Source organism: Brevibacillus sp. FSL L8-0520 (genome assembly GCF_037963895.1).
GTDB classification, from domain to species: Bacteria; Bacillota; Bacilli; order Brevibacillales; family Brevibacillaceae; genus Brevibacillus; species Brevibacillus borstelensis.
In genome coordinates this window covers 4,601,965-4,623,885 of sequence record NZ_CP150171.1, presented here as the reverse complement: position 1 = coordinate 4,623,885, position 21,921 = coordinate 4,601,965, and the positions used below count along the sequence as shown (strand labels likewise).

The 21,921-nt window shown below is 52.7% G+C and carries 20 protein-coding genes; 14 read left to right on the top strand and 6 right to left on the bottom strand.

Annotated elements, in window-relative coordinates; translation table 11 throughout:
• The first annotated feature begins 1 nt into the window (after nucleotide 1).
• The 4 genes from NSQ24_RS22655 (at nucleotide 2) to NSQ24_RS22640 (ending at nucleotide 5,280) form a co-directional block, all read left to right on the top strand.
• Entirely contained in the window at nucleotides 2–874 is an 873-nt protein-coding gene (locus NSQ24_RS22655) for a MurR/RpiR family transcriptional regulator (RefSeq protein ID WP_003390098.1), read from the top strand.
• A 51-nt stretch (nucleotides 875–925) separates the two neighbouring features.
• Nucleotides 926–2,488, top strand: a complete 1,563-nt coding sequence (locus tag NSQ24_RS22650) for an FGGY family carbohydrate kinase (RefSeq protein WP_339166639.1) — start codon at nucleotides 926–928, stop codon at nucleotides 2,486–2,488.
• Between the two features lie 411 nt (nucleotides 2,489–2,899).
• Nucleotides 2,900–4,369, top strand: coding sequence for a polysaccharide deacetylase family protein (locus NSQ24_RS22645; RefSeq protein ID WP_339166638.1), 1,470 nt, complete (start codon nucleotides 2,900–2,902; stop codon nucleotides 4,367–4,369).
• Between the two features lie 362 nt (nucleotides 4,370–4,731).
• A complete protein-coding gene (locus NSQ24_RS22640; protein WP_155807984.1) occupies nucleotides 4,732–5,280 on the top strand; it encodes a hypothetical protein in 549 nt (182 codons plus the stop codon).
• A 276-nt stretch (nucleotides 5,281–5,556) separates the two neighbouring features.
• On the opposite strand, the gene NSQ24_RS22635 is transcribed toward NSQ24_RS22640, so the two are convergent.
• Nucleotides 5,557–6,084 carry a DoxX family protein gene (locus tag NSQ24_RS22635; protein ID WP_003390095.1) on the bottom strand — a complete coding sequence of 176 codons (528 nt, stop codon included), beginning with the start codon at nucleotides 6,082–6,084 and terminating at the stop codon, nucleotides 5,557–5,559.
• 279 nt (nucleotides 6,085–6,363) lie between these two features.
• Here NSQ24_RS22635 and NSQ24_RS22630 point away from each other — a divergent pair, with 279 nt between their 5' ends.
• Genes NSQ24_RS22630 through NSQ24_RS22620 form a run of 3 tightly spaced genes read left to right on the top strand, consistent with a single transcriptional unit; the run spans nucleotide 6,364 to nucleotide 10,160 of the window.
• A complete protein-coding gene (locus NSQ24_RS22630) occupies nucleotides 6,364–7,386 on the top strand; it encodes a hypothetical protein (RefSeq protein ID WP_039070216.1) in 1,023 nt (340 codons plus the stop codon).
• Between the two features lie 42 nt (nucleotides 7,387–7,428).
• The gene (locus NSQ24_RS22625) at nucleotides 7,429–7,989 is read left to right on the top strand and encodes a sigma-70 family RNA polymerase sigma factor (RefSeq protein ID WP_039070164.1); all 561 of its coding nucleotides are present in this window, start codon (nucleotides 7,429–7,431) and stop codon (nucleotides 7,987–7,989) included.
• Nucleotides 7,980–10,160, top strand: a complete 2,181-nt coding sequence (locus NSQ24_RS22620; RefSeq protein WP_172920993.1) for a YcdB/YcdC domain-containing protein — start codon at nucleotides 7,980–7,982, stop codon at nucleotides 10,158–10,160. The genes NSQ24_RS22625 and NSQ24_RS22620 overlap by 10 nt, the downstream gene beginning before the upstream one ends.
• A gap of 266 nt (nucleotides 10,161–10,426) precedes the next feature.
• Here the strand turns inward: NSQ24_RS22620 and NSQ24_RS22615 are convergent, their stop codons facing one another.
• Together NSQ24_RS22615 and NSQ24_RS22610 are read right to left on the bottom strand one after the other, a co-directional pair.
• Nucleotides 10,427–11,092 (bottom strand): hypothetical protein, encoded by a 666-nt coding sequence (locus tag NSQ24_RS22615; protein WP_003390090.1) that lies wholly within the window; start codon nucleotides 11,090–11,092, stop codon nucleotides 10,427–10,429.
• Nucleotides 11,093–11,201: 109 nt separating this feature from the next.
• Nucleotides 11,202–11,609, bottom strand: coding sequence for a hypothetical protein (locus NSQ24_RS22610; RefSeq protein ID WP_003390089.1), 408 nt, complete (start codon nucleotides 11,607–11,609; stop codon nucleotides 11,202–11,204).
• A 201-nt stretch (nucleotides 11,610–11,810) separates the two neighbouring features.
• Between NSQ24_RS22610 and NSQ24_RS22605 the strand changes: the two genes are divergently transcribed.
• The 5 genes from NSQ24_RS22605 to NSQ24_RS22585 are packed head-to-tail and all read left to right on the top strand — an operon-like array spanning nucleotide 11,811 to nucleotide 16,859.
• On the top strand, nucleotides 11,811–13,424 hold the full coding sequence (locus tag NSQ24_RS22605) for an ABC transporter substrate-binding protein (protein WP_243014134.1): 1,614 nt from the start codon (nucleotides 11,811–11,813) through the stop codon (nucleotides 13,422–13,424).
• A gap of 33 nt (nucleotides 13,425–13,457) precedes the next feature.
• Nucleotides 13,458–14,441, top strand: coding sequence for an ABC transporter permease (locus NSQ24_RS22600; RefSeq protein ID WP_024985224.1), 984 nt, complete (start codon nucleotides 13,458–13,460; stop codon nucleotides 14,439–14,441).
• Complete coding sequence (locus NSQ24_RS22595; RefSeq protein WP_243014135.1) at nucleotides 14,438–15,253, top strand: ABC transporter permease; 816 nt, start codon at nucleotides 14,438–14,440, stop codon at nucleotides 15,251–15,253. The genes NSQ24_RS22600 and NSQ24_RS22595 overlap by 4 nt, the downstream gene beginning before the upstream one ends.
• A 42-nt stretch (nucleotides 15,254–15,295) precedes the next feature.
• Nucleotides 15,296–16,264, top strand: a complete 969-nt coding sequence (locus NSQ24_RS22590; protein WP_003390085.1) for an ABC transporter ATP-binding protein — start codon at nucleotides 15,296–15,298, stop codon at nucleotides 16,262–16,264.
• The gene (locus NSQ24_RS22585; RefSeq protein ID WP_003390084.1) at nucleotides 16,254–16,859 is read left to right on the top strand and encodes an ATP-binding cassette domain-containing protein; all 606 of its coding nucleotides are present in this window, start codon (nucleotides 16,254–16,256) and stop codon (nucleotides 16,857–16,859) included. The genes NSQ24_RS22590 and NSQ24_RS22585 overlap by 11 nt, the downstream gene beginning before the upstream one ends.
• Before the next feature lie 58 nt (nucleotides 16,860–16,917).
• Here the strand turns inward: NSQ24_RS22585 and NSQ24_RS22580 are convergent, their stop codons facing one another.
• Nucleotides 16,918–18,354: an ATP-binding protein gene (locus NSQ24_RS22580; RefSeq protein WP_122957825.1), complete on the bottom strand. Its 1,437-nt coding sequence runs from the start codon at nucleotides 18,352–18,354 to the stop codon at nucleotides 16,918–16,920.
• The gene (locus tag NSQ24_RS22575; protein ID WP_003390081.1) at nucleotides 18,344–19,018 is read right to left on the bottom strand and encodes a response regulator transcription factor; all 675 of its coding nucleotides are present in this window, start codon (nucleotides 19,016–19,018) and stop codon (nucleotides 18,344–18,346) included. The genes NSQ24_RS22580 and NSQ24_RS22575 overlap by 11 nt, the downstream gene beginning before the upstream one ends.
• A 313-nt stretch (nucleotides 19,019–19,331) precedes the next feature.
• On the opposite strand from NSQ24_RS22575, the gene NSQ24_RS22570 reads away from it, so the two are divergent.
• Nucleotides 19,332–20,078, top strand: coding sequence for a stalk domain-containing protein (locus NSQ24_RS22570; RefSeq protein WP_338463195.1), 747 nt, complete (start codon nucleotides 19,332–19,334; stop codon nucleotides 20,076–20,078).
• Nucleotides 20,079–20,123: 45 nt separating this feature from the next.
• On the opposite strand, the gene NSQ24_RS22565 is transcribed toward NSQ24_RS22570, so the two are convergent.
• The gene (locus NSQ24_RS22565; protein ID WP_024985226.1) at nucleotides 20,124–20,996 is read right to left on the bottom strand and encodes a LysR family transcriptional regulator; all 873 of its coding nucleotides are present in this window, start codon (nucleotides 20,994–20,996) and stop codon (nucleotides 20,124–20,126) included.
• Between the two features lie 131 nt (nucleotides 20,997–21,127).
• On the opposite strand from NSQ24_RS22565, the gene NSQ24_RS22560 reads away from it, so the two are divergent.
• Complete coding sequence (locus NSQ24_RS22560; protein ID WP_031931704.1) at nucleotides 21,128–21,910, top strand: SagB/ThcOx family dehydrogenase; 783 nt, start codon at nucleotides 21,128–21,130, stop codon at nucleotides 21,908–21,910.
• The last annotated feature ends 11 nt before the right edge of the window (nucleotides 21,911–21,921 follow it).

Below are 21,921 nucleotides of genomic sequence, written 5' to 3'. Positions count from 1 at the left end.
AATGAACAAACCGAATTTCCCCTGGAAAGAAGACCAGGGCTGCTTGGCTCGCATTCGCTACATGTACGACAATTTCACGGCTACGGAATTGAATATCGCCAACTATATACTGAATCACCCGAAGGATATCATTCACCTCTCGATTACACAGTTTGCCGAGATGGCCAATTGTGCGGATGCGTCTATTTTTCGGTTTTGCAGGCGACTTGGCTACGAAGGGTACCAGGCGCTGAAAATTTCATTGGCTGCCGACCTGGTGACGCCGCTGCAGGCGATTCATGAAGAGGTCGAAATCTCGGACAATATGGCGACGATCGCCAAAAAAGTGTTTACGGTAAACGCCGAGACGTTAAGCGATACATTGCAGGTGCTGGACCCCGACTCCCTGGAGCAGGCGGTAAACGCGATCGCCAAAGCAGACCGGGTGGAATTCTACGGCTGCGGAGGCTCAGGGCCCATCGCCCTGGACGCGTATCACAAGTTTGTGCGGACAGGCCTGTCATGCATCGCCTTGACAGACTCCCACCTGCAGATCGTATCCGCCGGACTGCTGAAGCCCGGGAGTGTCGTGGTGGGCATCTCGCATTCCGGTAGCAGCAAGGACATCATCGACGCGGTACAGGCTGCCAAGGAAGCGGGCGTGACCACGATTTGCATTACGGACTATACCAAATCGCCGTTGACCAAAATCTCTGACATCGTGCTGTATACGTCGTCGCGGGAGACGCTGTTGCGCCCCGAGTCGATGTCTTGCAGACTGGCGCAGATCAGCATCCTGGATACGCTGTTTATCGGCGTCTCCATGCTGCGGGAAGAAGAAACCTACGACAATCTGGCAAAGGTTCGGAAGCTGATTGCCCAAAAGCGGTATTGACCATTTTGCTTGCCTTACCCCATATGATTTTCTGATTGAGAGGGTACATCAATGGGACAACAAACCATCTACATGGGTTTAGATATCGGGACTACAAGCACCAAAGGCGTACTGAGCAATTTGTCCGGTGAGATTTTGGCGGAGAGCATGGTGGAGTATCCCATCTACCAGCCGCAGCCCGGCTGCGCGGAACAGGACCCGGATGAAATCTCCCGGGCCGTATGGATGGTTGCCCGGCAGCTGATGCGGTCAGAGGCGGCACAGACCGGGCAATTGGCTGCGATCGGCTTCAGCAGCGCGATGCACAGTGTGATACTCGTGGATGAAGCGCATCAGCCGCTGACACCGTGCATTATTTGGGCGGACAACCGGAGCGCGGCAGAAGCGAGGGAGCTTTTGGAAAGCAGCGCAGGTCTTGGGCTGTACCGAAAAACGGGGACGCCTATCCATCCCATGTCGCCGCTGACCAAGCTGCGCTGGCTGTCGCGGATGAGGCCGCAATTGCTGAAAAGCGCCCACAAGATCATTTCGATCAAGGAATACGTCTTGTATCAGCTATGCAAAACGTATGCGGTCGATTATTCAATTGCCTCCACCACCGGATTGTTCAACCTCAGGCAGCTTGAGTGGGACCGGGAAGCGTTGGAGTACGCAGGCATCTCGCCCGGGCAGCTTTCCCGGCCAGTTCCGACGACACATATCCTGGAGATCTCGGAAAAGGACAAGGCCGGAGAGCTCGGGATTCCGCCGCAAACGCCAATCGTCATCGGAGCAAGCGACGGCGTCCTGGCCAATCTCGGGGTAGGGGCCATCACGGGGGAAGCGGCGGCGATCACGATCGGAACGAGCGGCGCTGTCCGCACCGTGCGAAGAGAGCCGTTGACCGATGAGCGGATGCGCTCCTTTTGCTATGCGCTGACCGAAGGCTACTGGGTCGTCGGCGGCCCGATCAACAACGGCGGCATTGCGCTCAAATGGTTCAAGGACCAGTTTGCCGGAGACGAACGGGTACTGGCGGCGGAGACGGGGGATCACATCTACGACATCATCACGCGGGAAGCGGAGCGGATACAGCCGGGCTCAGAGGGCCTGCTGTTTCTCCCGTATTTGACCGGGGAACGTGCGCCGCATTGGAACGCGCAGGCGCGGGGTGTATTTTTCGGGGCCGGGCTGAATCACCGGCGCCAGCATTTTATGCGGGCGGTGCTGGAGGGAGTCGTTTTCAGCGCATTCAGCGTTTACCAATCGCTGATGTCGACAGAACAATCTGGAAAAAGCCTTTTGGCGACGGGCGGCTTTGTCCGCTCTCCGGTTTGGCTGCAGATGACGGCAGATGTATTCGGTGTGCCTGTCCACGTGCCGGCTTCTCGGGAAAGCGCGTGTCTGGGGGCCGTCATGCTGGCCATGCTCGCGACCGGGACGATCTCTTCTTTGGAAGAGACGCGATCGCTCGTCAGGATTACGGAGACCTACACCCCCAACAAAAAGCATACAGAAGCGTATCAGGAGCTGTATAAGCTGTTTGCAGATGTGTACCGTTCGCTTGTTCCGCATTTTGATGCGCTGTCGAAATGGCGGGAAGCCCAGGCTGACATCGTGAGAGCAGGAAAATAGAGAGGAAACGCTTAACACGCGGCACGTCCGACAGAAGTACCGGTCAAAGCAGTTGGAAGCTGATTAACAGCAGAAGGCAGTCACGGCGAGAGGAAAGGTCTCTCACTGCGACTGCCTTCTTTAGCTTTAGATGCATCATATTTGCCTTTGCCTGGCAGCAGCAGCTAAAAGCGATTCCAGGGCTTTTTGGAGATTCGTCCTCCAAAAACGGCAAACGCGGCGACCAGGCGAGATCACTGGGGCATTTCTACTTGTTCAGAATCCTTTCAGTTTCGCTTGCTAAGATAAACGATGCTGATTCGGCTTACTGTTTGCCAAACCGCATGGCCCCTGCTGATTGCTTAAACCCGGGCTCAACCTCTCTGAAAAACCAACTTTCATTAATTATGTTTCGAGAAAGGAGTAGAAAGCATGACGATCTGTAAAAACCGAGCAACAACTAGAATTTTTGCTAGAACGATATTGGCAGCGACAGCCCTCGTCCTGCTGACGAGCTGGGGCTCTATGGAAAGCCAGGTGAATGCTGCTGCAAGCTCCCAGACACTGAACAAACCGGCCACCCAAACCGCCCGCAATACTGCCGAAAAGAGCAAAGCGATCTCGATGGTCTACACCACGAAACGGGAGCTGGCCCTCACCTTCAATGGCTTGGGGGACGCACAAAAGATGAAGCGGCTGCTCGACGATCTCGACACCTACAAGATCAAGGCAACCTTCTTTTTGCCGGGAGACAAAGTAGCCAAGCAGCCTGCATTGGCAAAGGAAATTGTCGCCAGAGGGCATGAAATCGAGAACAATGCGGTGCGTTCGCTGGATTTAACAAAGCTGACCTACGAGCAAATGGACAAGGAGATAAAAGCGAGCCAGGAGCTGATCAAGCAAAAGACGGGTATTGTCCCGCGGTATGTCAGGACGAGCTTGGGGACATACACGGATGATGTCCTCCGGGCTGCCGCACATAACGGAGAGGAAGCCGTGATCGGATACAGCCTGTTTCTGCACAACTGGGAAAAGGAAACCGATGAGCAAAAGTACCACTACGTGAGAAAGTACATCAACCGCGGAGGCATCATCGCCTTGGATATCGAGGAGAACAAGCATCTGGCCGTATCCATTCCGCTGCTCGCCAAGGCCGCGGCAGATGCGGGATACGAGTACGTCAAGCTGGACAAGCTGATCAAGGATGGAGCAGAGAAAAAGCCGCTCAAAGACATTGAGGGATACGACGCGGCAAAAATCAATCCCGACTACGGCAACGCGTCGTACAAGCTCGTGAAAGAGCTGGATACAGACGAAAAGAAGGTCGCCCTGACATTTGACGATTGGGGGAGCGACGCGAACGTCACGAAAATTCTCGACATCCTGGACAAGCATCAGGTGAAAGCGACCTTTTTCCTGCGAGCGGACGGAACGGTCAAGAACCCCAATTTGGCCAGGGCGATGGCAGAAGCGGGGCACGATGTGGCTAATCATACGTACTCGCACCCGACTGGCACCGAAATTACGCCGGAGCAGCTGCAGGAGGAAGTAGTCAAGGCTCACCAGATCATTACCGAAGCGATTCAGCAAAAGCCTGCGATGCTGTTCCGGCCGCCATTTGGAGCGCAAAACGAAAAATCGCTGAAGGCCATCGCCGCTACTGGTTATTCTACGATCGCCATGTTTTCGGTCATACCGTCCGATCACGATTCGAAAAACAGCGCGGATGATATCGTGAATGCCGTTTTGAAGCAGACGAAAAACGGAAGCGTGATCCTCCTTCACATGCTGGACGATATCCACACGGCAGAGGCTTTGCCGAGAATCATCGAAGAGCTGCAGAAGCAGGGGTATAGGTTTGTAAAGATGACGGAAGAAAAAAATAACCAACAATGGAAATGATTCAAAATACCTCAAGAGATAAAAAGTTAAAGACTATAAAGTAAGATACACCTTACAGAGACATAATGAAAACTTTGCGGTTGACTGTGACTCTGTAGGGTGTATTTGCTATAGATAGAGTGACTCGTTCATCAAAGGAATAGGAATTGAAATTTATTGGCAATTACATAAAATTGATTTAATATACATATTGTGGAAAATAAAAAGTGGAGGTTAAGTGATGAAAAAATTAATTTCTTCTTTAGTCTTCGTTATTTTTAATCGGGGCAATACTGTTTACAGGAGTTGCTTCTCCTAAGACGGTTGAGGCAAAAAATTCTTCAGTTCCAATTAAGGATATTGAATTTTTAACAGGGAAAAGCTTGAAAGGGTACAACTTTATAGAATACAATGAGCCTGTAACGAAAAGATATGACGGGAAGCATGAGGTTTTACTAGGATACTATGAACCTGTACAAAATTCAGGCAAATCTAAACCACAGGACTATAGAGAATACGATGTATGGTATGTGTACGATCAGGGAATAACCCAAAGCTGGTCTTACCTTTCAAATCCTTATTTTATCATTAGTGTTGCACGAGGTATGGAATATGAAGAATCTAAAGAGGTTTCTTCAACTTTTACAGCTTCATATGGTACAAATATTCCAAGTGCAGCCAAATCTTCTGTTAATGACGCTTTTGAGTTGAGTTCATCCGGAACGAAAAAAGTAACAGTAAGAGTAAAACTGTCGGGGCCAGACGCTGGTTACAGTAGCCGAGATTTTTATTACAAAAATGGTAGACACACTCATGCGGTGCGGATTGTTCAGGAACACAGATCAAATTGGGACGGGAAGCTTTGGACAAAAGAATACTCTAGCACTGTAGGAGTTCCGGCGATCTACCACTACTCTGTCGATAGAAAATAGGAGATTCGTATGATCAATCAACTTATTAGATGGCTTTTGTTATGCATTCTGGTTGTTTCATGCTTATCCTTGCTTGTAGTGTATCAGTTTCATGATTATATAGGTGAAGTACATAGTGCAAGGGCTCTGCCTTTGGCCGTTGTAATTGGATTGACCTCCATAGCTGTTGCCATTTATGAGAAACAGAAATAACTTCCTTGAAAAGGCCCTGGCCCTCCAGCAATCTGCCGCATGGAGGGTCAGGGCCTTTTCACGCATCCAACACAAGAGCTCCGGTTAAATGATCTTCCGGTTTGTAAGAAGGATCGGTTTGGGCGGATTCTTATGAAACAAGCGGTCGTAAAACGGAAACAGATAGCGGTCAAGACCGATCATGCCAGCATTGCGGCCGCCGACCAGCAGGAAGATGCCAAACAAGATCATCCACGGGTTGGTAGAGACGGTGCCGGCCAAGAGGAAAGCGAAGTTCATCACGACCCCAAAGAATCCGGCAGCCGTGGTCAAGCAGCCGAGGATCAAGCCAAGCCCGACGAGAAACTCGCCCAGCGGGATCAGAAAGTTGAACAGTTGGGCGTTAGGCAGGGCGAAGCTCTCCAGAAATGCGGTGAAGTTCGGATAAATCACTTCATTATGGCTGGTAACGGGGTTGGCAACGGCGTTCTGCAGAAATTTGGCGGTTTGAAAGCCTTCAGCGCTGGTCAGCTTGCCCCAGCCTGCGGTCAGCCATTGCCATCCGATGTATAGGCGCGCGAGCAACAGCAGCACGGAGGCGTATGCATTGTTTCGAAGCCAGTTCACGATCATAACGGTCATCTCCATCTTGTGACTTGAGTAGTTGAACCTTTCAGCCTGGCGGGGTGTGTTCCAGATAGGTTCACTTGCAATTGTAGGGGAAATCAATGGATTTATCTGTAAGGGAGCTCCCTGAAACGAGAGGGGAAGCTCCCTGATTTGTTGGGAGGTGATTTCCTGACGGATCCAACTCATCCAAAATTTCTGGAGGAATATTTGCTTGTAGGTGTCACGAAATTGCCGCTGCTGGATCAAATGAGTGATTCGAAAGCTGAAAGGATGATTTTCGTGATGAAAAAACAAACACTCTTGTCCATAAGCATGCTGGCGCTGTTGGTATCTGCCGCAGCATCGCCGTTCCCAGGAATCTCTTCGACCGTGCACGCAGCCAATAACGCCCCAGTGCCAGCTGCGGCCCCGAAAATGATCACCATCGCGGAGCTGGACAAAAAGGTTGTCGACGCGGCAGCCCAAGCCATGCAGCAACTAGCAGAAGGCAAACCCATTGTGCTGGAGAGAGTCAGCGGCCAAAATAAAGATTGCTGGGTTCTCTCTGCCAAAGACGACAGGGGAGAAGTCCTCATCGCCAAGAGCAATGGCGACATTGTTTCGATGCGGATACGCTTCAAGCTCGACGAAGTAAATGCCGCTTTGAAAGCGACTGTCATGAACACGCTGAAAGAAATGGACGCCAAGCGTTCGTTCAACATTCGTGAGGTCGAGCGGATCAAGTGGGAAAAGCAAAACATCTGGTCGTTTAACGGAGAAGGCGTCAATGTGGCGCTTGAGCCCGGCACAGGCAAAGTTCTACACGCCAACGCGGAATATGAAGCGGCACAGGTTCCCGCAGCAGTCGTTCAAGCTGCTCAGCAAACGCTGAAAGGACTGTCCGGGGGGAAGCAGGTTCCCTTGGCGCCTTCCGCGACGCTTTACAAAAACCCGCAGGAGCACATCGACAATTTGTGGGGACTTTCGGATAAAGACGGAAAATACGTAGTGGGCATCGGAGCCAAAACGGGGAAACCGGTATCCATCAAAATGCTTGAACAAATCTCCGGCGACAATTTCGTCTTTGAAAGCGACATCCCCAAAGTGTTTGCGAAACCTTTCTACACGAAAGAAAAAGCAATTGGCGCTGCAGGCCCGGCGGTGAAAAAACACCTTCAGATCGATTTGACCGGATACAACATGGCTGTCCAGCACGATACGTACACCTTTACGAAAAAGGGCAAACCCACCGTTATCGCCCAGATCAACAAAAAAGGAACCTTCTGGAGCTTCCTCGTGACGCCGGAAAACGGCCTGGCGAACTAGCGCAGAGCAAGGGACGAGATGAAATGAAGGAGACAAACTGACGTGTATCCCGAAACTAACCAGGCGGATCAGTCGCTGCGCATGACAAATGAGGCTGTCTTGGAACAGTTGATGAGAGAGTACGGAGAGAAGATCATCCAGCTCGTATACCTCATCGTCAAAGACCGAAGCATGGCCGAAGATATTACGCAGGAGGTATTTCTCAAGGCGTTTCGCGGCTTGCGGACCTTTCGCGCGGAAAGCAATATGAAAACCTGGCTGTATCGCATCGCCATCAACGAATCGAACAAGTACCTCCGCTCCTGGTCTTTCAAGCACATCTTCTCTACCTTTAAAAAAGCTGACGTGCCGGACTGCGAAGACGACGAGCATGTAGAGGATGCGGTGATCGGAAAATGGACCAAGGAGCAGGTGGCGGAGAGGGTCATGGCAATGTCCCCTCAATACAGGCAGGTCATCGTGCTCCATTATTACGAGGATTTGCGGATCAAGGAGATCGCGCAGGTGCTGAATGTAACAGAAGAAGTGGTCCGGACCAAACTGTCCCGGGCACGGAAGCAGTTCAGGGCGCTGTTGGAAGAGGAGGGGCTGGAATGGACGTAGACAAGGAATTTCGCGAGGCGGTCCGAAATGTCAGCCGCAAGTCGGCACAGGATATACAATTCACTCCCGAATTGGAAAAGCGGATCAATGATCAGCTAAGCAAAAGACGGGCGAAAGGGTATCGCAGTCTGTACGCGGCAGGTGCGGTAGCCGCCAGCATTGCTTTGGCGTTTGCGGTATGGAAGCCGGTGGCGTCTCTATTTCCAAGTGATTTGCAGCAAGCGGCAGCCGAGCTGTCGGGGCAAAAAGCGAAGGCGCTCGTTCAAAAGGCATTGCAGCCGCTGCAAAAAGCGATTCCCGAGCTGGGCGGCTATCAGTTGACTGTGAAGGAAGTCGGGCCGGGCGTGGTCATGGCCGAGTTGAGAAAGAGCGACAATGAGTACGCCCAAGTGGCCGTCAACACAGGCACAGAGCAATTGGAAATGTTCAAATGGTTCACAAGCGATGCCGGCAAGCAGGCTCTCACGGAGCAAGCGGCCGCGGAGAAAGCGAATGCGTTTCTGGACGCGCTCCTTGGCGAGCAGCGCAAGCAGTACGAACAGACGGCGGCAGGCGAGATATACCGCCCGCAGAACGGTTTTTTGGAGCTGGACGTAAACGGCATGTATGTCACTTACAAACAAATGAAAGACGGCAAGGCGGTGCCGTTTGGCGACATCACGCTCTGGGTGGATGGCGCAGGCCGGATCGTCGCGTTCGGACAGTTGAACAGCGAGGAGCAGGCAACCCTCGACAAACTGGCAAAGGCGCTGCCAGAGTTCAACACCGGGGCCGTTTTGGTAAACAAAGACAAACGGAAGGACGGCTCCTCGCTGACGCTTGCGAATGCAGATGAACAGGGGAACACAGTAATGGTCAGCACACAGGGGAAAGGCGATACAATTTCCCGCTACCGCGTCGATGCCCCCCGGGACGAGGGATGGGTGCATGCTCCGAAGGCATTGGCAAGCGAAAAGGCAAGCCAGTTCCTGCAAAGCGTCCTGGGTGAAGACTTGAAAAACTACCGGGAAAAGGATTCCTCCGACATCCCGGGATATCAACGCTATCACAACGGATTGCCTGTGCTCGGGGACGATCTGTACGTTGTCGTCGACAAGACGGGACGCGTCACGGATTTTGCCAAGAACGCGTCAGCGTACGACCTTGCCGCATTGCCTGATCCGTCAACAGCGGTTTCCAGAGAGGCGGCGGAAAAAGAAGTAGCCGCAAACATGAAGCTGCGCTACATCGAGCGGCTGTTTGAGCGCTCCTCCTCTGACCAAAAACAGCAAGACCTCGGGCCGCTGCTCGATTACACCCCGGCGGTCGCCTTTTTTCAAATGGGTCAGTCCGGGTCGCTTCATTGGTATATCGACGCGGAAACAGGGAAAATCCAGTTCGGAACCGGAAACAACGGAATGGAGTACGACCGCCTGGGCACGCACGAACCGATCACGCTTGCAGCGCAGAAGCAGGCGGCCGCCATCAAAACGAAGGAAGAGGCGGCAGCCCTGCTGACAGAGGAATGGGGAGCCGATCTGAAAGGCCTGCCGTATAGCGAGCGGGAGCAAGAGAAGCGCGAGGGCGAAGGAAAAGAGAAAGTCTTCCACTGGGAGACAAAAGACGAAAAAAGGCTGGAGGTCGTCGTGGACGCCGCAACAGGGCGGGTCGTGGATGTCACGATTCCCCGCAAGGATACGAATATCTCCGTATCGGAGCAGGCAGCGCTCAAGGAAGCGATCCGCGTCCTGGAAAAATACGTCGATCCGGGAGTCACAGAGGTACAGGTGAGCCAGATTATCAAACCGGGAGAGCCCTCGCCGGTCACATCCGGAGACTGGCAGTTTGAATTTATCAAGAGCCATGACGGAGTACCCGTACTTCAGCAATATCCCGATGAGGCCTACATCGTAACGGTGGACCCTTCCACGGGCAAAGCGAACGGGTTCTTGAACAGAACGGCGTCGGCGGAAGCAGTCGCTCTTCCCGACAAGAGCAAAGCGGTTCCCGTGGAGCAGGCTGTCCGGGAATACCTGGCGTACATGCCGCTGCAATTGGCCTATACAATCAAGGGCGTGGAAGATGAAAAGCTCGCCAAGCCGAAGCTGATCTATGTACCGATGAGCGACAAAAAGTACGCCGATAAATACATTTATATTGATGCCATCAGCGGGAAAGCCGTGATCCGCTAGGTTTCCGGAGGCGAAATCAGGAAAGGAGCCAACACTTCCTTCCGACGTCTCATACGGGAAATGACCGGTTAGCTGTTTCAGGTTTATGAGAAGGCCTTGCTTTTAGCGGGGCTTTCTTTTTTGCTGCATGGACAAGGGGGCTTTCAATAAGGAAAAGCCCTCCTCTCTGGAGAGGGGAGGGCAATTTTCGATCATGCGATTGTGTTCAATATTACAGGCGTGCCGCTTGAAAGAGGCTGCCTGTCTGCAAGTCGGAGAACAGAGCCTTAGTTGACTTTGTAGGACTGCAAAATTTGTTGGGCAAGCGGTTTCCACTCATCCATTTGTTGCTCGGTACAGTTAAAGGTGGTCATTAACAATTTTCCGTCCAGTTCCGTAAAGAAAATGAGATTGTACACCTTCGTATCTGCAGCAGGCGTTAACAGTTCAAAATAGCCGACATTTTTGCCGTTGATCTGGGTTACTTCGTCCTTATACCATGTCGCATCCGGGTAGAGCCCTTCAAACATTTGCTTCATTTGATCCTTCAGTTCCTTGATCTGGCCGTCTTGGATCGGTGTGGCAGTATGATTGAAAGCGACGTTGATGGAGCCTTCCGCATCGGTGTAGATCAATGTTGGCCGATTTTCTGAAGGATACTTCACTTTTGCCATTTCTTCCGACATGATGTCAAAGCCTTTCGGAATCAGAATTTCGACTTTGTCAGACAATACTTTTTTCAGCTCAAGCTTGTCGCTTGTCTGATTGCTTGCGTTTTCCGCAGGCGCCTCAGTTTTTGCGGCCGAGGAGTCGCTGCCATTCGTGCCGGAAGCTTGCTGAGTCGCGTTTGTTGCTTCGTTTTGTGGTACTGGCTTCGTGTCTGTCGACTGGTTTGAACAAGCAGAAACAGTCAACATAGCGAGTAGTGCGGCTGTTGAGAGAACCTTTTTCATTTTGAGTTTTTTCCACCTTTAACGATTTTTTGGTAATGAAAGGAAACGCAAAAGTGATTCTACCATATATTTCATGAAAGTGGAAATGAAATAATTTTAGTCAGAATGTTCAAATTACATGCACCAACTTTTCCTCCCGACTTGGATTTACAAGAAGGAACCGGGGCCAAGTGCAGCCAGGCTTTTTAGGAGGACGGGCAGTGGCTATCTTCGTCGAATCCCGGCGGCGATGACACACAGGGCCACGCTGATGAGCCCACCTGCAAAATTCACAAACGACCGTGACCAGGCTGACTGTGAACGCTTGTCTGACGGGGTTGTCCTGGATGAAGCGCATGAGCAGACCGTACGTGATATACGGAATCGTAATCATGAATATGCCGATAAAGTTTCCGGACAAATCCCAATCGTGATCAAAAGGGATTTGATAAATCCAATAATAGAGTGCAAATGCGCTCCAAAGAGTCACAAAATACAAAATGGTCGTGATCACCAATCCCTCTATGATCTTGCCCATATCATCACTCCTACTGCGATAAAGACGATTCGTCGGGACTTTCGTTTCGCCATAGTATTGTAAAAAGTTTCTGAATCGGAACGCTGCTTTTTTGTTCGAGGAGGGTAAAAAACTTGCCGGGAATAAGGTATGATGAAAAAATAGGCCAAATTCTGATGATTCCATACAAATTTACTTGCTGAATGGGAGAGAGAGAAAAGAATGCTTGGAAAATGGTACGCAAAGCCAATCGCGGCGATAATGGCGATGGTTCTTCTGCTTGCGGCGGGCTGCGCACCCGACAAAAATCAAGGGACGGGTGCTGAGGCAGAAAAGAAAAAAGATGAGCTGATCCTGGCGATCGGCTATGAGCCGGAGGACGGCTTTGACCCGACCACAGGCTGGGGACGTTACGGCTCGCCGCTGTTCCAGAGCACCCTGCTGAAACGCGGCAAGGATTTGAAAATCGTAAACGACCTGGCAACAGGCTATGAGGTAAGCGACGACGGTTTGGTCTGGACGGTAAAGCTGCGGAGCGATGTAAAATTCTCTGACGGCCAGCCGCTGACGGCGGACGATGTGGCGTACACCTATGACACAGCTTCCAAGAGCGGATCGGTTATTGATCTCACCGTGCTGAAAAGCGTGGAGGCTGTCGACCCGTTTACGGTCAAGTTTACGCTCGTCCATCCGCAATCAACATTTGTCAATATACTCGTCGCCACCGGGATTGTTCCCAAACACGCCCATGGCGAGGACTATGCCAAAAAGCCGATTGGCTCGGGACCCTATAAACTCGTCCAATGGGATGCGGGCCAGCAGCTGATCGTCGAGGCCAACCCGGAATATTACGGACCGAAGTCCGCTTTTAAAAAATTGACCTTCCTTTTCCTGAAGGAAGATGCCGCGTATGCCGCTGCCAAAGCGGGGGAAGTGGACATGGCGTTCGTGCTGCCGAATGCCGCCAAGCAGCAAGTGCCGGGCATGCATCTGGTCACGGTAAACAGCGTGGATAACCGCGGGATTCTGTTCCCGGTCGTAAAGGCAGGCGGAGCGACCAAGGACGGAGCTCCGGTCGGCAATGACGTGACCGCAGATATCGCTATCCGGAAAGCGATCAATATCGCCATCGACCGCAAAAAGCTGGTGGAAGGCATTTTTGATGGTTTCGGCACGCCTGCATACTCGGTTGCGGACGGCATGCCGTGGTGGAACCCGGATACCGTGATTGAGGATGCTGATTTCGACCAAGCAGGGAAAATTCTGGCCGCGGCCGACTGGAAGGATGCCGATGGAGACGGCATTCTGGAGAAAGGATCTCTGAAGGCGGAGTTTACGCTCGTCTATCAGGCTGATGATCAATCGCGCCAATCGCTCGCCATCGCGGCAGCCGATATGATCAGGCCGCTCGGAATCAATATCAAAGTAGTAGGCGGCAGCTGGGATGACATCGCGCGCATGATGCATTCCAATGCGGTGCTGTTCGGCTGGGGCAGCTACGATCCGCTGGAGATGTACAATTTGTACAGCAGCAAAACAGCGGGCATTGGCTGGTACAATACAGGTTTTTATGCGAACCCGGCTGTTGATGAATACATGGAAAAGGCGCTGAAAGCGACGACGGAGGAAGAAGCGCTCGGCTACTGGAAAAAGGCGCAGTGGGACGGAAAAACCGGGTTCAGTGCCAAGGGTGACGCTCCCTGGGCCTGGCTGGTCAACCGTCAGCACCTGTATCTGGTACGGGACGGGCTTGATATCGGGCAGCCAAAAATTCAGCCGCACGGTCATGGGTGGCCGATTACCGACAATATCGTCGAATGGTCCTGGAAGAAGTAAAGACAAAGAGAAGAGGAGTTTGGGTGACAGCAAATGGGCCTGGTACCTTTTATTCTGAAAAAACTGCTGCGAATGGCTGCACTGCTGATTGCCCTGTGTATACTCTCATTCTGGCTGGTGAGCTACTCCCCGCTGGACCCGGTGCAGGCGTATGTCGGAGCCGATATGACGAGGGTAAGCAGCGAGCAGAGAGAAATGATCGCCGAGTACTGGGGGCTGAACAAGCCGCCCCTGGAGAGGTTTTTGCATTGGGGCTCGGCTGTATTGCACGGAGATTTGGGGACCTCAATGATTTTCCGCCGTCCGGTAGCGGAGGTCATCGGAGAACGGTTTATGGCTTCGCTGGCCTTGATGAGTACGGCCTGGCTGCTGTCCGGTGTGCTGGGGTTTGCGCTCGGGGCTGTCGCCGGAATGAAGCAGGGCACCTGGGCGGACCGGCTGATCAAATGGTACTGCTTTACGCTGGCTTCGACACCGGCATTTTGGCTGGGGCTGCTGCTCGTCATGGTATTTGCCGTCTGGCTCGGCTGGTTTCCGGTCGGCTTGGGAGTGCCGGCGGGAAAGCTTGCCGATGATGTAACACTGGCAAACCGCATCTATCATCTCATCCTGCCAGCGTTGACTTTGAGCATTCTCGGCGTAGCCAATGTTGCGCTGCATACGAGGCAGAAGCTCGTGGACGTTTTGGCCAGCGATTACATTTTGTTTGCCCGGGCCAGGGGAGAAAAGGGACTGCAGCTCTTTTGGCGGCATGGCTTGCGCAACGTCGCCTTGCCCGCCATTTCGATTCAATTTGCTTCCATCAGTGAGCTGATTGGTGGGACGGTACTGGCCGAGCAGGTCTTTTCTTACCCCGGCCTTGGACAGGCCACGGTTCAGGCCGGATTGCGCAGCGATGTACCGCTGCTATTGGGCATCGTCATTTTCAGCGCCCTCCTCGTTTTCGTCGGCAATCTTGCGGCCGATATTATCTACCGCGTGGTTGATCCGAGGATCAGAAAGGGGGAATCGGCGTGAACCGCAGGCAAATAACCCTGATCACTACCTTTTGTTCCGCCATCTTGTTGATCGGTGTAGTTGTCGGCGGATTGACGCTGGGCGAGGAGCGGCTCTCCACCAATTTGGACATAAGAAACGCATCGCCGTCGCTTGAGCATCCATTTGGTACAGACCACCTCGGCCGGGATATGCTGACGAGGACGCTGAAGGGGTTGACCGTAAGTATCGGCGTGGGTGTCATCGCCGCTGCAGCCAGTGCCGCCATTGCGCTTGTGCTGGGCATGCTGGCGGCCACGATGGGCAAGGCTGTCGATGCCGCCATTAGCTGGCTGATCGACTTGTTCCTTGGCGTTCCGCATCTGGTCGCCCTTATCTTGATCTCGTTTACACTGGGCGGCGGATTGAAAGGGGTAGTGGCTGGAATCGCGCTGACCCATTGGCCAAGCCTGGCTCGGATCATACGGGCTGAGGTCATGCAGCTCCGGTCCGCCGAGTATGTGCAAATCTCCCGCCGTTTGGGCAAATCACGCTGGTGGGTGGCCAGCCGCCATATTCTGCCGCATCTGTTTCCGCAGCTGCTTGTCGGCTTCGTGCTGCTGTTTCCCCACGCCATTTTGCATGAGGCGTCGATCAGCTTCCTCGGCTTTGGACTGTCGCCCCACCAGCCGGCAATCGGCATCATTCTTTCGGAATCGATGCGCTACTTGACTTCGGGAATGTGGTGGCTGGCGTTTTTTCCGGGAATCTCCCTGCTCATCATCGTGCGGGCCTTCGATACGCTGGGCGACAATCTCCGGCTGCTGACCGACCCGCATCGTGCCCATCAGTAACAGTTGCCCGACCGGTTTGCGGGATAAGAGAGGAGGATGTACGTGCCAACACAGACGAAGAGCAAACCGATCCTTGAGGTGGAGGAGCTCTCCATTTCATTTGCACAGTATACGAGCGGCCTTCGGCAGAGCAGCCTGAAGGTGATTGCGGATTTGAGCGTATCCGTCTGCCCTGGTGAAATTGTAGCCGTGGTAGGCTCCAGCGGATCAGGAAAAAGCTTGCTTGCCCATGCCATACTCGGGATACTGCCGGGCAATGCTGCTATTTCGGGATCGATCCGATTTGCGGGCCAAAAGCTTACAGCCGAGTACCAGGAAGCGATCAGAGGACGGGAGATCGCGCTCATCCCGCAATCCGTCAACTATTTGGACCCGCTGATGCAGGTGGGCAAACAGGTGCGGAACGCTGCAAAGATTGCGAGGGGGAGCTCTCCAGACCGTGCAGCTGCCCGCAAAATCCAGCGCGAGGCATTTGCCCGGTACAACCTGGCGCCGGAAGTGGAGCGGCTGCTCCCGTTTCAATTGTCCGGCGGCATGGCACGGCGTGTGCTGGTAGCCACTGCGCTGGTCAGCAGTGCCCGGCTTGTGATCGCGGATGAGCCTACGCCGGGTCTCGATGATGCCGCTGTCCGGGAAACACTCGGCTGCTTTCGGGAGCTGGCTGATCAGGGGCGCGGCGTGCTGCTCATCACTCACGATATCGAAACGGCGCTTGAAATCGCAGACCGGATCGCCGTCTTTTACGCAGGCACGACGGTCGAGGTCGCACCTGTACAGGACTTTTCCGGAGGTGGCGAAGCGCTCCGCCATCCGTATACAAAAGCGCTGTGGAGGTCGCTTCCGAAAAACGACTTTGCGCCCATTCCGGGCTTTCAGCCGCATCCCAATGCGCTTCCCGAGGGCTGCCTGTTTCAGCCTCGTTGTCCGATGGCTACGCCCGAATGTACGGCAGGACGGCCGGAGATGCGAGCGGTTCGCGAGGGGATGGTGAGGTGTATCCATGCTTCTTGAAGCAAGTGAGATCGGGTTTCGATACAGCAAAAATCAGTGGGTCCTCCGGGGAGTCAGCGTTGCAATACGTTCGGGTGAAGTCGTTGGTCTGATCGGTCCGAGCGGGTGCGGAAAAACAACGCTGGGGCGCATCCTGGCCGGGTATGAGCGCCCGCATGAGGGCAGCGTTGCACTGGATGGCAAAGCGCTCCCCGCAACCGGGTACCATCCTGTCCAGCTTGTATTCCAGCACCCGGAGAAAGCGGTCAATCCCCGTTGGAGGATGCGCAAAACGCTTGCGGAGGGCGGGGGGCCGGATGAACAGCTGCTGGCGGCTCTCGGCATTCAAGAGGAGTGGCTCAGCCGCTGGCCAAACGAGCTGTCCGGCGGGGAGCTTCAGCGCTTTTGTGTAGCGCGGGCGCTCCGGCCGCAAACCCGTTTTTTGATCGCCGATGAAATGACAGCGATGCTCGACGGGATCACCCAGGCGCAAATCTGGCACGCCGTGCTGGACTATGCCCGCAAGCAAGAAATGGGCGTGCTCGTGGTAAGCCACGAGAAAAGCCTGATCAACCGGCTGTGCACCAGAGTTGTTGATCTGACTCAGTTTTGTTAGCGAAATAACGGGAGGCCAGTGGATGCTTTCGAAAATACAACGGAAAGAGCGCAGCGGACTAAATCGCTGCGCTCTTGCTTGTAGAAATCGGAAGCGCCACGGTGAACGTGCTTCCCTGGCCCGGAACGCTGGAGACATGAATGTTGCCTTGGTGGATTTCCACAATCCACTTGGCGATAGCAAGTCCCAGACCTGTTCCTCCCATCTTCCGGGAACGGTTTTTTTCAACCCGGTAAAAGCGGTCAAAAATGCGCTCCGCATCCTCTGGCGCGATGCCGACGCCGGTGTCCCGTACCTTGATGAGAATCATGGTTTGCTTCTCCCGTGCTTCAACAGATACAGTGAGGTGCACCTCTCCCCCTGGCGGCGTGTATTTGATCGCGTTGTCCACGAGGATGTAGAGAAGCTGCTTGATTCGTTCATGATCGCCGTACACGATCAGAATAGAGGGCATGTGGTGATGCAGGCTGATGTTTTTGGATTGCGCCAGTGGCCCTGTGGAGCTCACCAGCTGCTCGATTGTCGGGACCAGATCAAACCGCTCAACCGTAAGAGCCGGGCGATCCGTTTCCGAACGTGCGAGGGTCAACAGATCACTGACCATTTTGGCCATCCGCTTTACTTCATCCTTCATGTTGACCAGGACGGTCTTTGAAAAGTCGGAGAGGTGCTCGCCGTCTTCCATTTCAAACACGTCCAGCGAGGAGTTCAGAATGCTGAGCGGTGTCCGCAGTTCATGAGAGGCGTCAGCGACAAACTCCTTTTGCCGTTGAAACGATTGCCGGATCGGGATCATGGCGCGTTTGGACATAAAGTAGCTGAGCAGGACGGCAACCCCGAGAAACAGGATGCCCAATACGATCAAAATCGTCAGGAGCCTTTTGATCAGCTCGTAGGTGTACGATATTTCGCGCCCCGTATAAAGCGTTCCGGCCAATTCATTGCCATGATAGATGCGCTGGCCGGTAATCATCAGGTTTATTTCGCGATCCGCCTCTTTGTTCTTTACCTTTACTTTGTTCGGAGAAGCATTGGTCCCCCGCTTGTTGCTGGGAGGAGTGGGGATCGTCATGGTCTCGTAGCGGACTTCCCGGATGCCGGGTGTCCAGTCTTGTACCAGCTTCAGCAGTTCCGGCTGCAAGCGGCGGTTCCATGCATCTCCAAACAAGAGCTTCCCATCCGGCTTTATGTAATAGTAAAAAAATTGCCTGCCGCTTTCGCGAATGGTGCTCAGGTCATCGAGATCCTGCTGGTCGAGGTTTTCATCCGGCAGCGATTCCTTGATGATCTGGGCCTGTTGCTCGGTGATGGTGTACAGTTGTCTTTCCTGTTCAAAAAAGATCGCGAAGTGGACCAAAAAATAGACAATCGTAATGAAAAGAGAGAGAAAAATCATGATGACGATGCTGTACTGAAAGGCCAGCTTGGTCTGGGTATGGACAAATACGTCCTTTCTCCAAGGAAGACGAGTGCGTGAAAACCAGTCAGATATCAAGCTTGTATCCCACCCCGCGAATACTTTGTATGTAGTCCTTTTCGCTATTCCAGTTTAGCTTTTTCCGAAGCAGCTTGACCGTGGCATCGATCGTCTTCAGAGAGACGTCGGCCTCGTACCCCCAAATCCGGTCGTAGATCAATTCTCTGGACAATACCTGGCCTTTATTGCGGATGAGCAAGTCCAGCAATTGAAACTCCCGCGGAGTAAGGTAAACCTCTGTTTCTCCGTCAAAAACGGTGCGCTGTGTCAGGTTCACGCGAATATTCTGCAGCTCGACCAGTTGTTCCTGGATCGGAGCGAAGTTTCTCCGGCTGACAGCCCGAATTCTGGCGAGCAGCTCATCAATTTCGAAAGGCTTGATCAAATAATCATCGGCTCCGGCATCCAATCCGTTAATCTTGTCCTCAAGCGCATCCTTGGCGGTCAGCATGATGATAGCCCCCGAATAGCCTTCTTTCCGCAATCGGCTGCAGATGCTCACGCCTTCCTCTCCCGGCAGCATCCAGTCGAGGATCAGGACATCGTAGTGCGATTTCAAAGCGTACTCGCAGACATCGTCACCTGTTGTCAGCCACTCTACCTGATATCCGCCTTTTTTCTTCAAGAGATGGGCAATCAGTTGACCCAGCATCAGATCATCTTCTGCTACCAGTATGTGCACGGCTTTCCACCCCTTTTTCACATAACCCATTATGCGATCATGTTACCGTATTTTCGTGAAAAATGAATGAAAAAAAGTTGGAAGAGGGCGCAGAATTTCACCGTTTTTTCACCGTTCACAGGTACAGTAAAAGATGATGCTTTGGCCACGAACGATGAGGGCACTGTATGCGGGAAGCACCGCGAAAGTACATACCGGCGGGAGCATCAGTAGTAGCAGGGAAAGCGATTAAGCTTTGGTGAAGCCACCAGTCAACTGAATATTGGAAATAAATGCTTTGCATCACAGAAAAATACGATGGGAGAGATGTAGTATGTGGAAGAAAAAATGGGTACCGATCTTGTCGTCTGTAGTACTCGCGGGTGCGACTTTCTTGCCGGTCACCACGGATGCGGCTGTCGGAAAAAAGAATGTGCAGGCTAGCTACAATAATATCAAAGTTATGTATAACGGTGTAAATGTTCCAACGACCATCGAGCCGTTCATCGTCAATGGAAGCACCTATATCCCGGTGCGGATGATGGCCAACGTCTTTAACAAGGATGTCGTTTGGAATGGAACGACTTACACAATTGATGTCAAAGACCGCCCGGATACGCGCGTAACCGCTCTGCAAGCGGAAGTCGCAACGAAGGACGCGAAAATCAAAGATCTGGAAGCAAAAATTGCCGATCTGGAAGATGAAATCGACGACCTCAAAGACAGAAAGAGCAGCAAGGACGACGATGTCGATGATCGCATCGATGATCTGGAAACCGATTTGAATGACGATTACGGCGATTACAAAGGTCTTGATTGGGAAATTACGCTTGGCGGCGACGAGGACGAAATTACTGTTGACATTGAGATTGACCTCGACGAATACCAAGATGATTTTGACGATTTGACTAAGAGCGAATTGAGACGCCTGGTGAAAGATATTTGCAACGATATCTGGGAAGAGTTTGACGATGCAGACATCGAAGGTGAAATTATCGACAGCTACGACGATGACAACCTTTACGACTTCTCCGGAGATGCCTCCAACAACGATATTGAGTTTGATGGAGAAGATATCTAATAGAGAAAAGATCTTGCTGCCTGTTTTCAGGAGCAAGATCTTTTTTTAAATCGCGACGGCTCGCTGCTTGATGTAGTGCTGGCTGTGCACAATGAACTCTGCCGCTATTGGCGAGACCGAATCAAAGCTGCGGGTACTGATGACCAGCTCCCTCGTAATCGTGGGAGACAAAGGGACGGGCACTACCTTGGGCAGCATTTCCGGCAAGTAGAGCTCCGGAACAATCGTGACCCCGACCCATTCCTGCACCATGGCCAGAATCGTCGTCACGTCCCGGACTTCAAAAGCAACGGTGGAAGCAAGCCCGTTGGTGTGAAGCAGCTTTTTGATGCATTCGTCCTTCGGCATAATAAAGCACTTGTCCCGAATGTGGGAGAAAGTGAGATACGGCTCGCTCCGCAGCGGATGGTCATCGGGGACAACCACGACCATTCTGTCGGTTGCAAGCGTGTATGACTCCATATCCTTTCCCGGCACGGTGGTAAAGCCGACATCGACGACAGAGCCGGATATCCAACTGTTTACCTCTTCATACTCCCCCTCAAACAAGACGATGTCCACTTGGGGGAACAGCTTGCGGAATGAGCCGATCAAGCCGGGCAAAATTTTATTGGACACGCTGTGGATGGAACCGATCCGCAGCGTACCCGTCTCGATCCCTTGCGCCGCTTTTGCCTCTTGCTGCATGCGCGAGCTGATCCGCAGCATTTCCCTTGCATGCTGCAGCATTCTCTCCCCGATGTTGGTCGTGGCGACCCCTTTTCGGCTGCGGTGAAACAGAGGAACGCCCAGTTCCTTTTCCAGGCTTTGAATCATCTGAGAGACAGCCGATTGTGTAAAACCGAGAGATTCAGCGGCTTTCGTGAAATTTTTCGCTTCGGCCACGGCGATAAACACTTGCAATTGGGCCAGTGTCATAGGGATTCTCCTTGAATTATTAGTAAAATCTAATGAATTATATTAATAAACATCGTTTTACTAATGGTTGTGTTGTTCGTATACTCGATTTTAGCGAGATACAGTCGCAAGCACAAGAGGAGGAGAACACCATGCATCCGGAATGGCAAAGAATATGCAACGAATTTTTACAGGCGACCTCATACGCAGTCGGCGATCTGGAGGAAGGCTGGGCCGCCAAATATGACTTTGACAAAAGACCGCCTACTTACATGCGGTATGACGATGCGGTAGTCCGCATACCTTTGGGACCAAGAGAGCTGCCCCCGTCCCCGGATCTTTGGGAGCTGATGAAGAATCGGCGTTCCAGACGGAATTTCCTGTGTGAACCGATGACACTCAATGAATTGAACATTTTGCTCTGGGGAACCCAAGGCATCACCGCCGACATGGGCGATTACCAAATCCGCGCGACCCCTTCCGCGGGAGCGCTGTATCCGATCGAGACCTATTTGCTCGTAAACAACGTCGAGGGCTTGGAAAAAGGATTGTATCACCTGGATGTGGAAGAGTGGTGCCTGGAAGGGTTAAAGCTGGAGGACGTGTCTGAAACGGCTTATGCCTTGACGGAGAATCAGGAAATGACGCGCCGGGCGGCTGTCAATTTCGTGTGGACGGCAGTGGTCAACCGTACACGGCATAAATACAGGGAACGGGCGTACCGGTACATTTGGTGGGATGCCGGCCACGTTGCCCAGAATCTGCATATCGCGGCAAATGGCCTGGGATTGGGCGTGTCCACGATCGGCCACTGGTTCGACAAAGAAATGAATGAATATTTGGGAATTGACGGCCAGGAGCATCTCTCCGTCTTGATGGCTTCCGTAGGCAAGGTGGAAGGCAAGGACTGGCTGCATGACCGCAGGCCGCGATAAGAAAGACATTG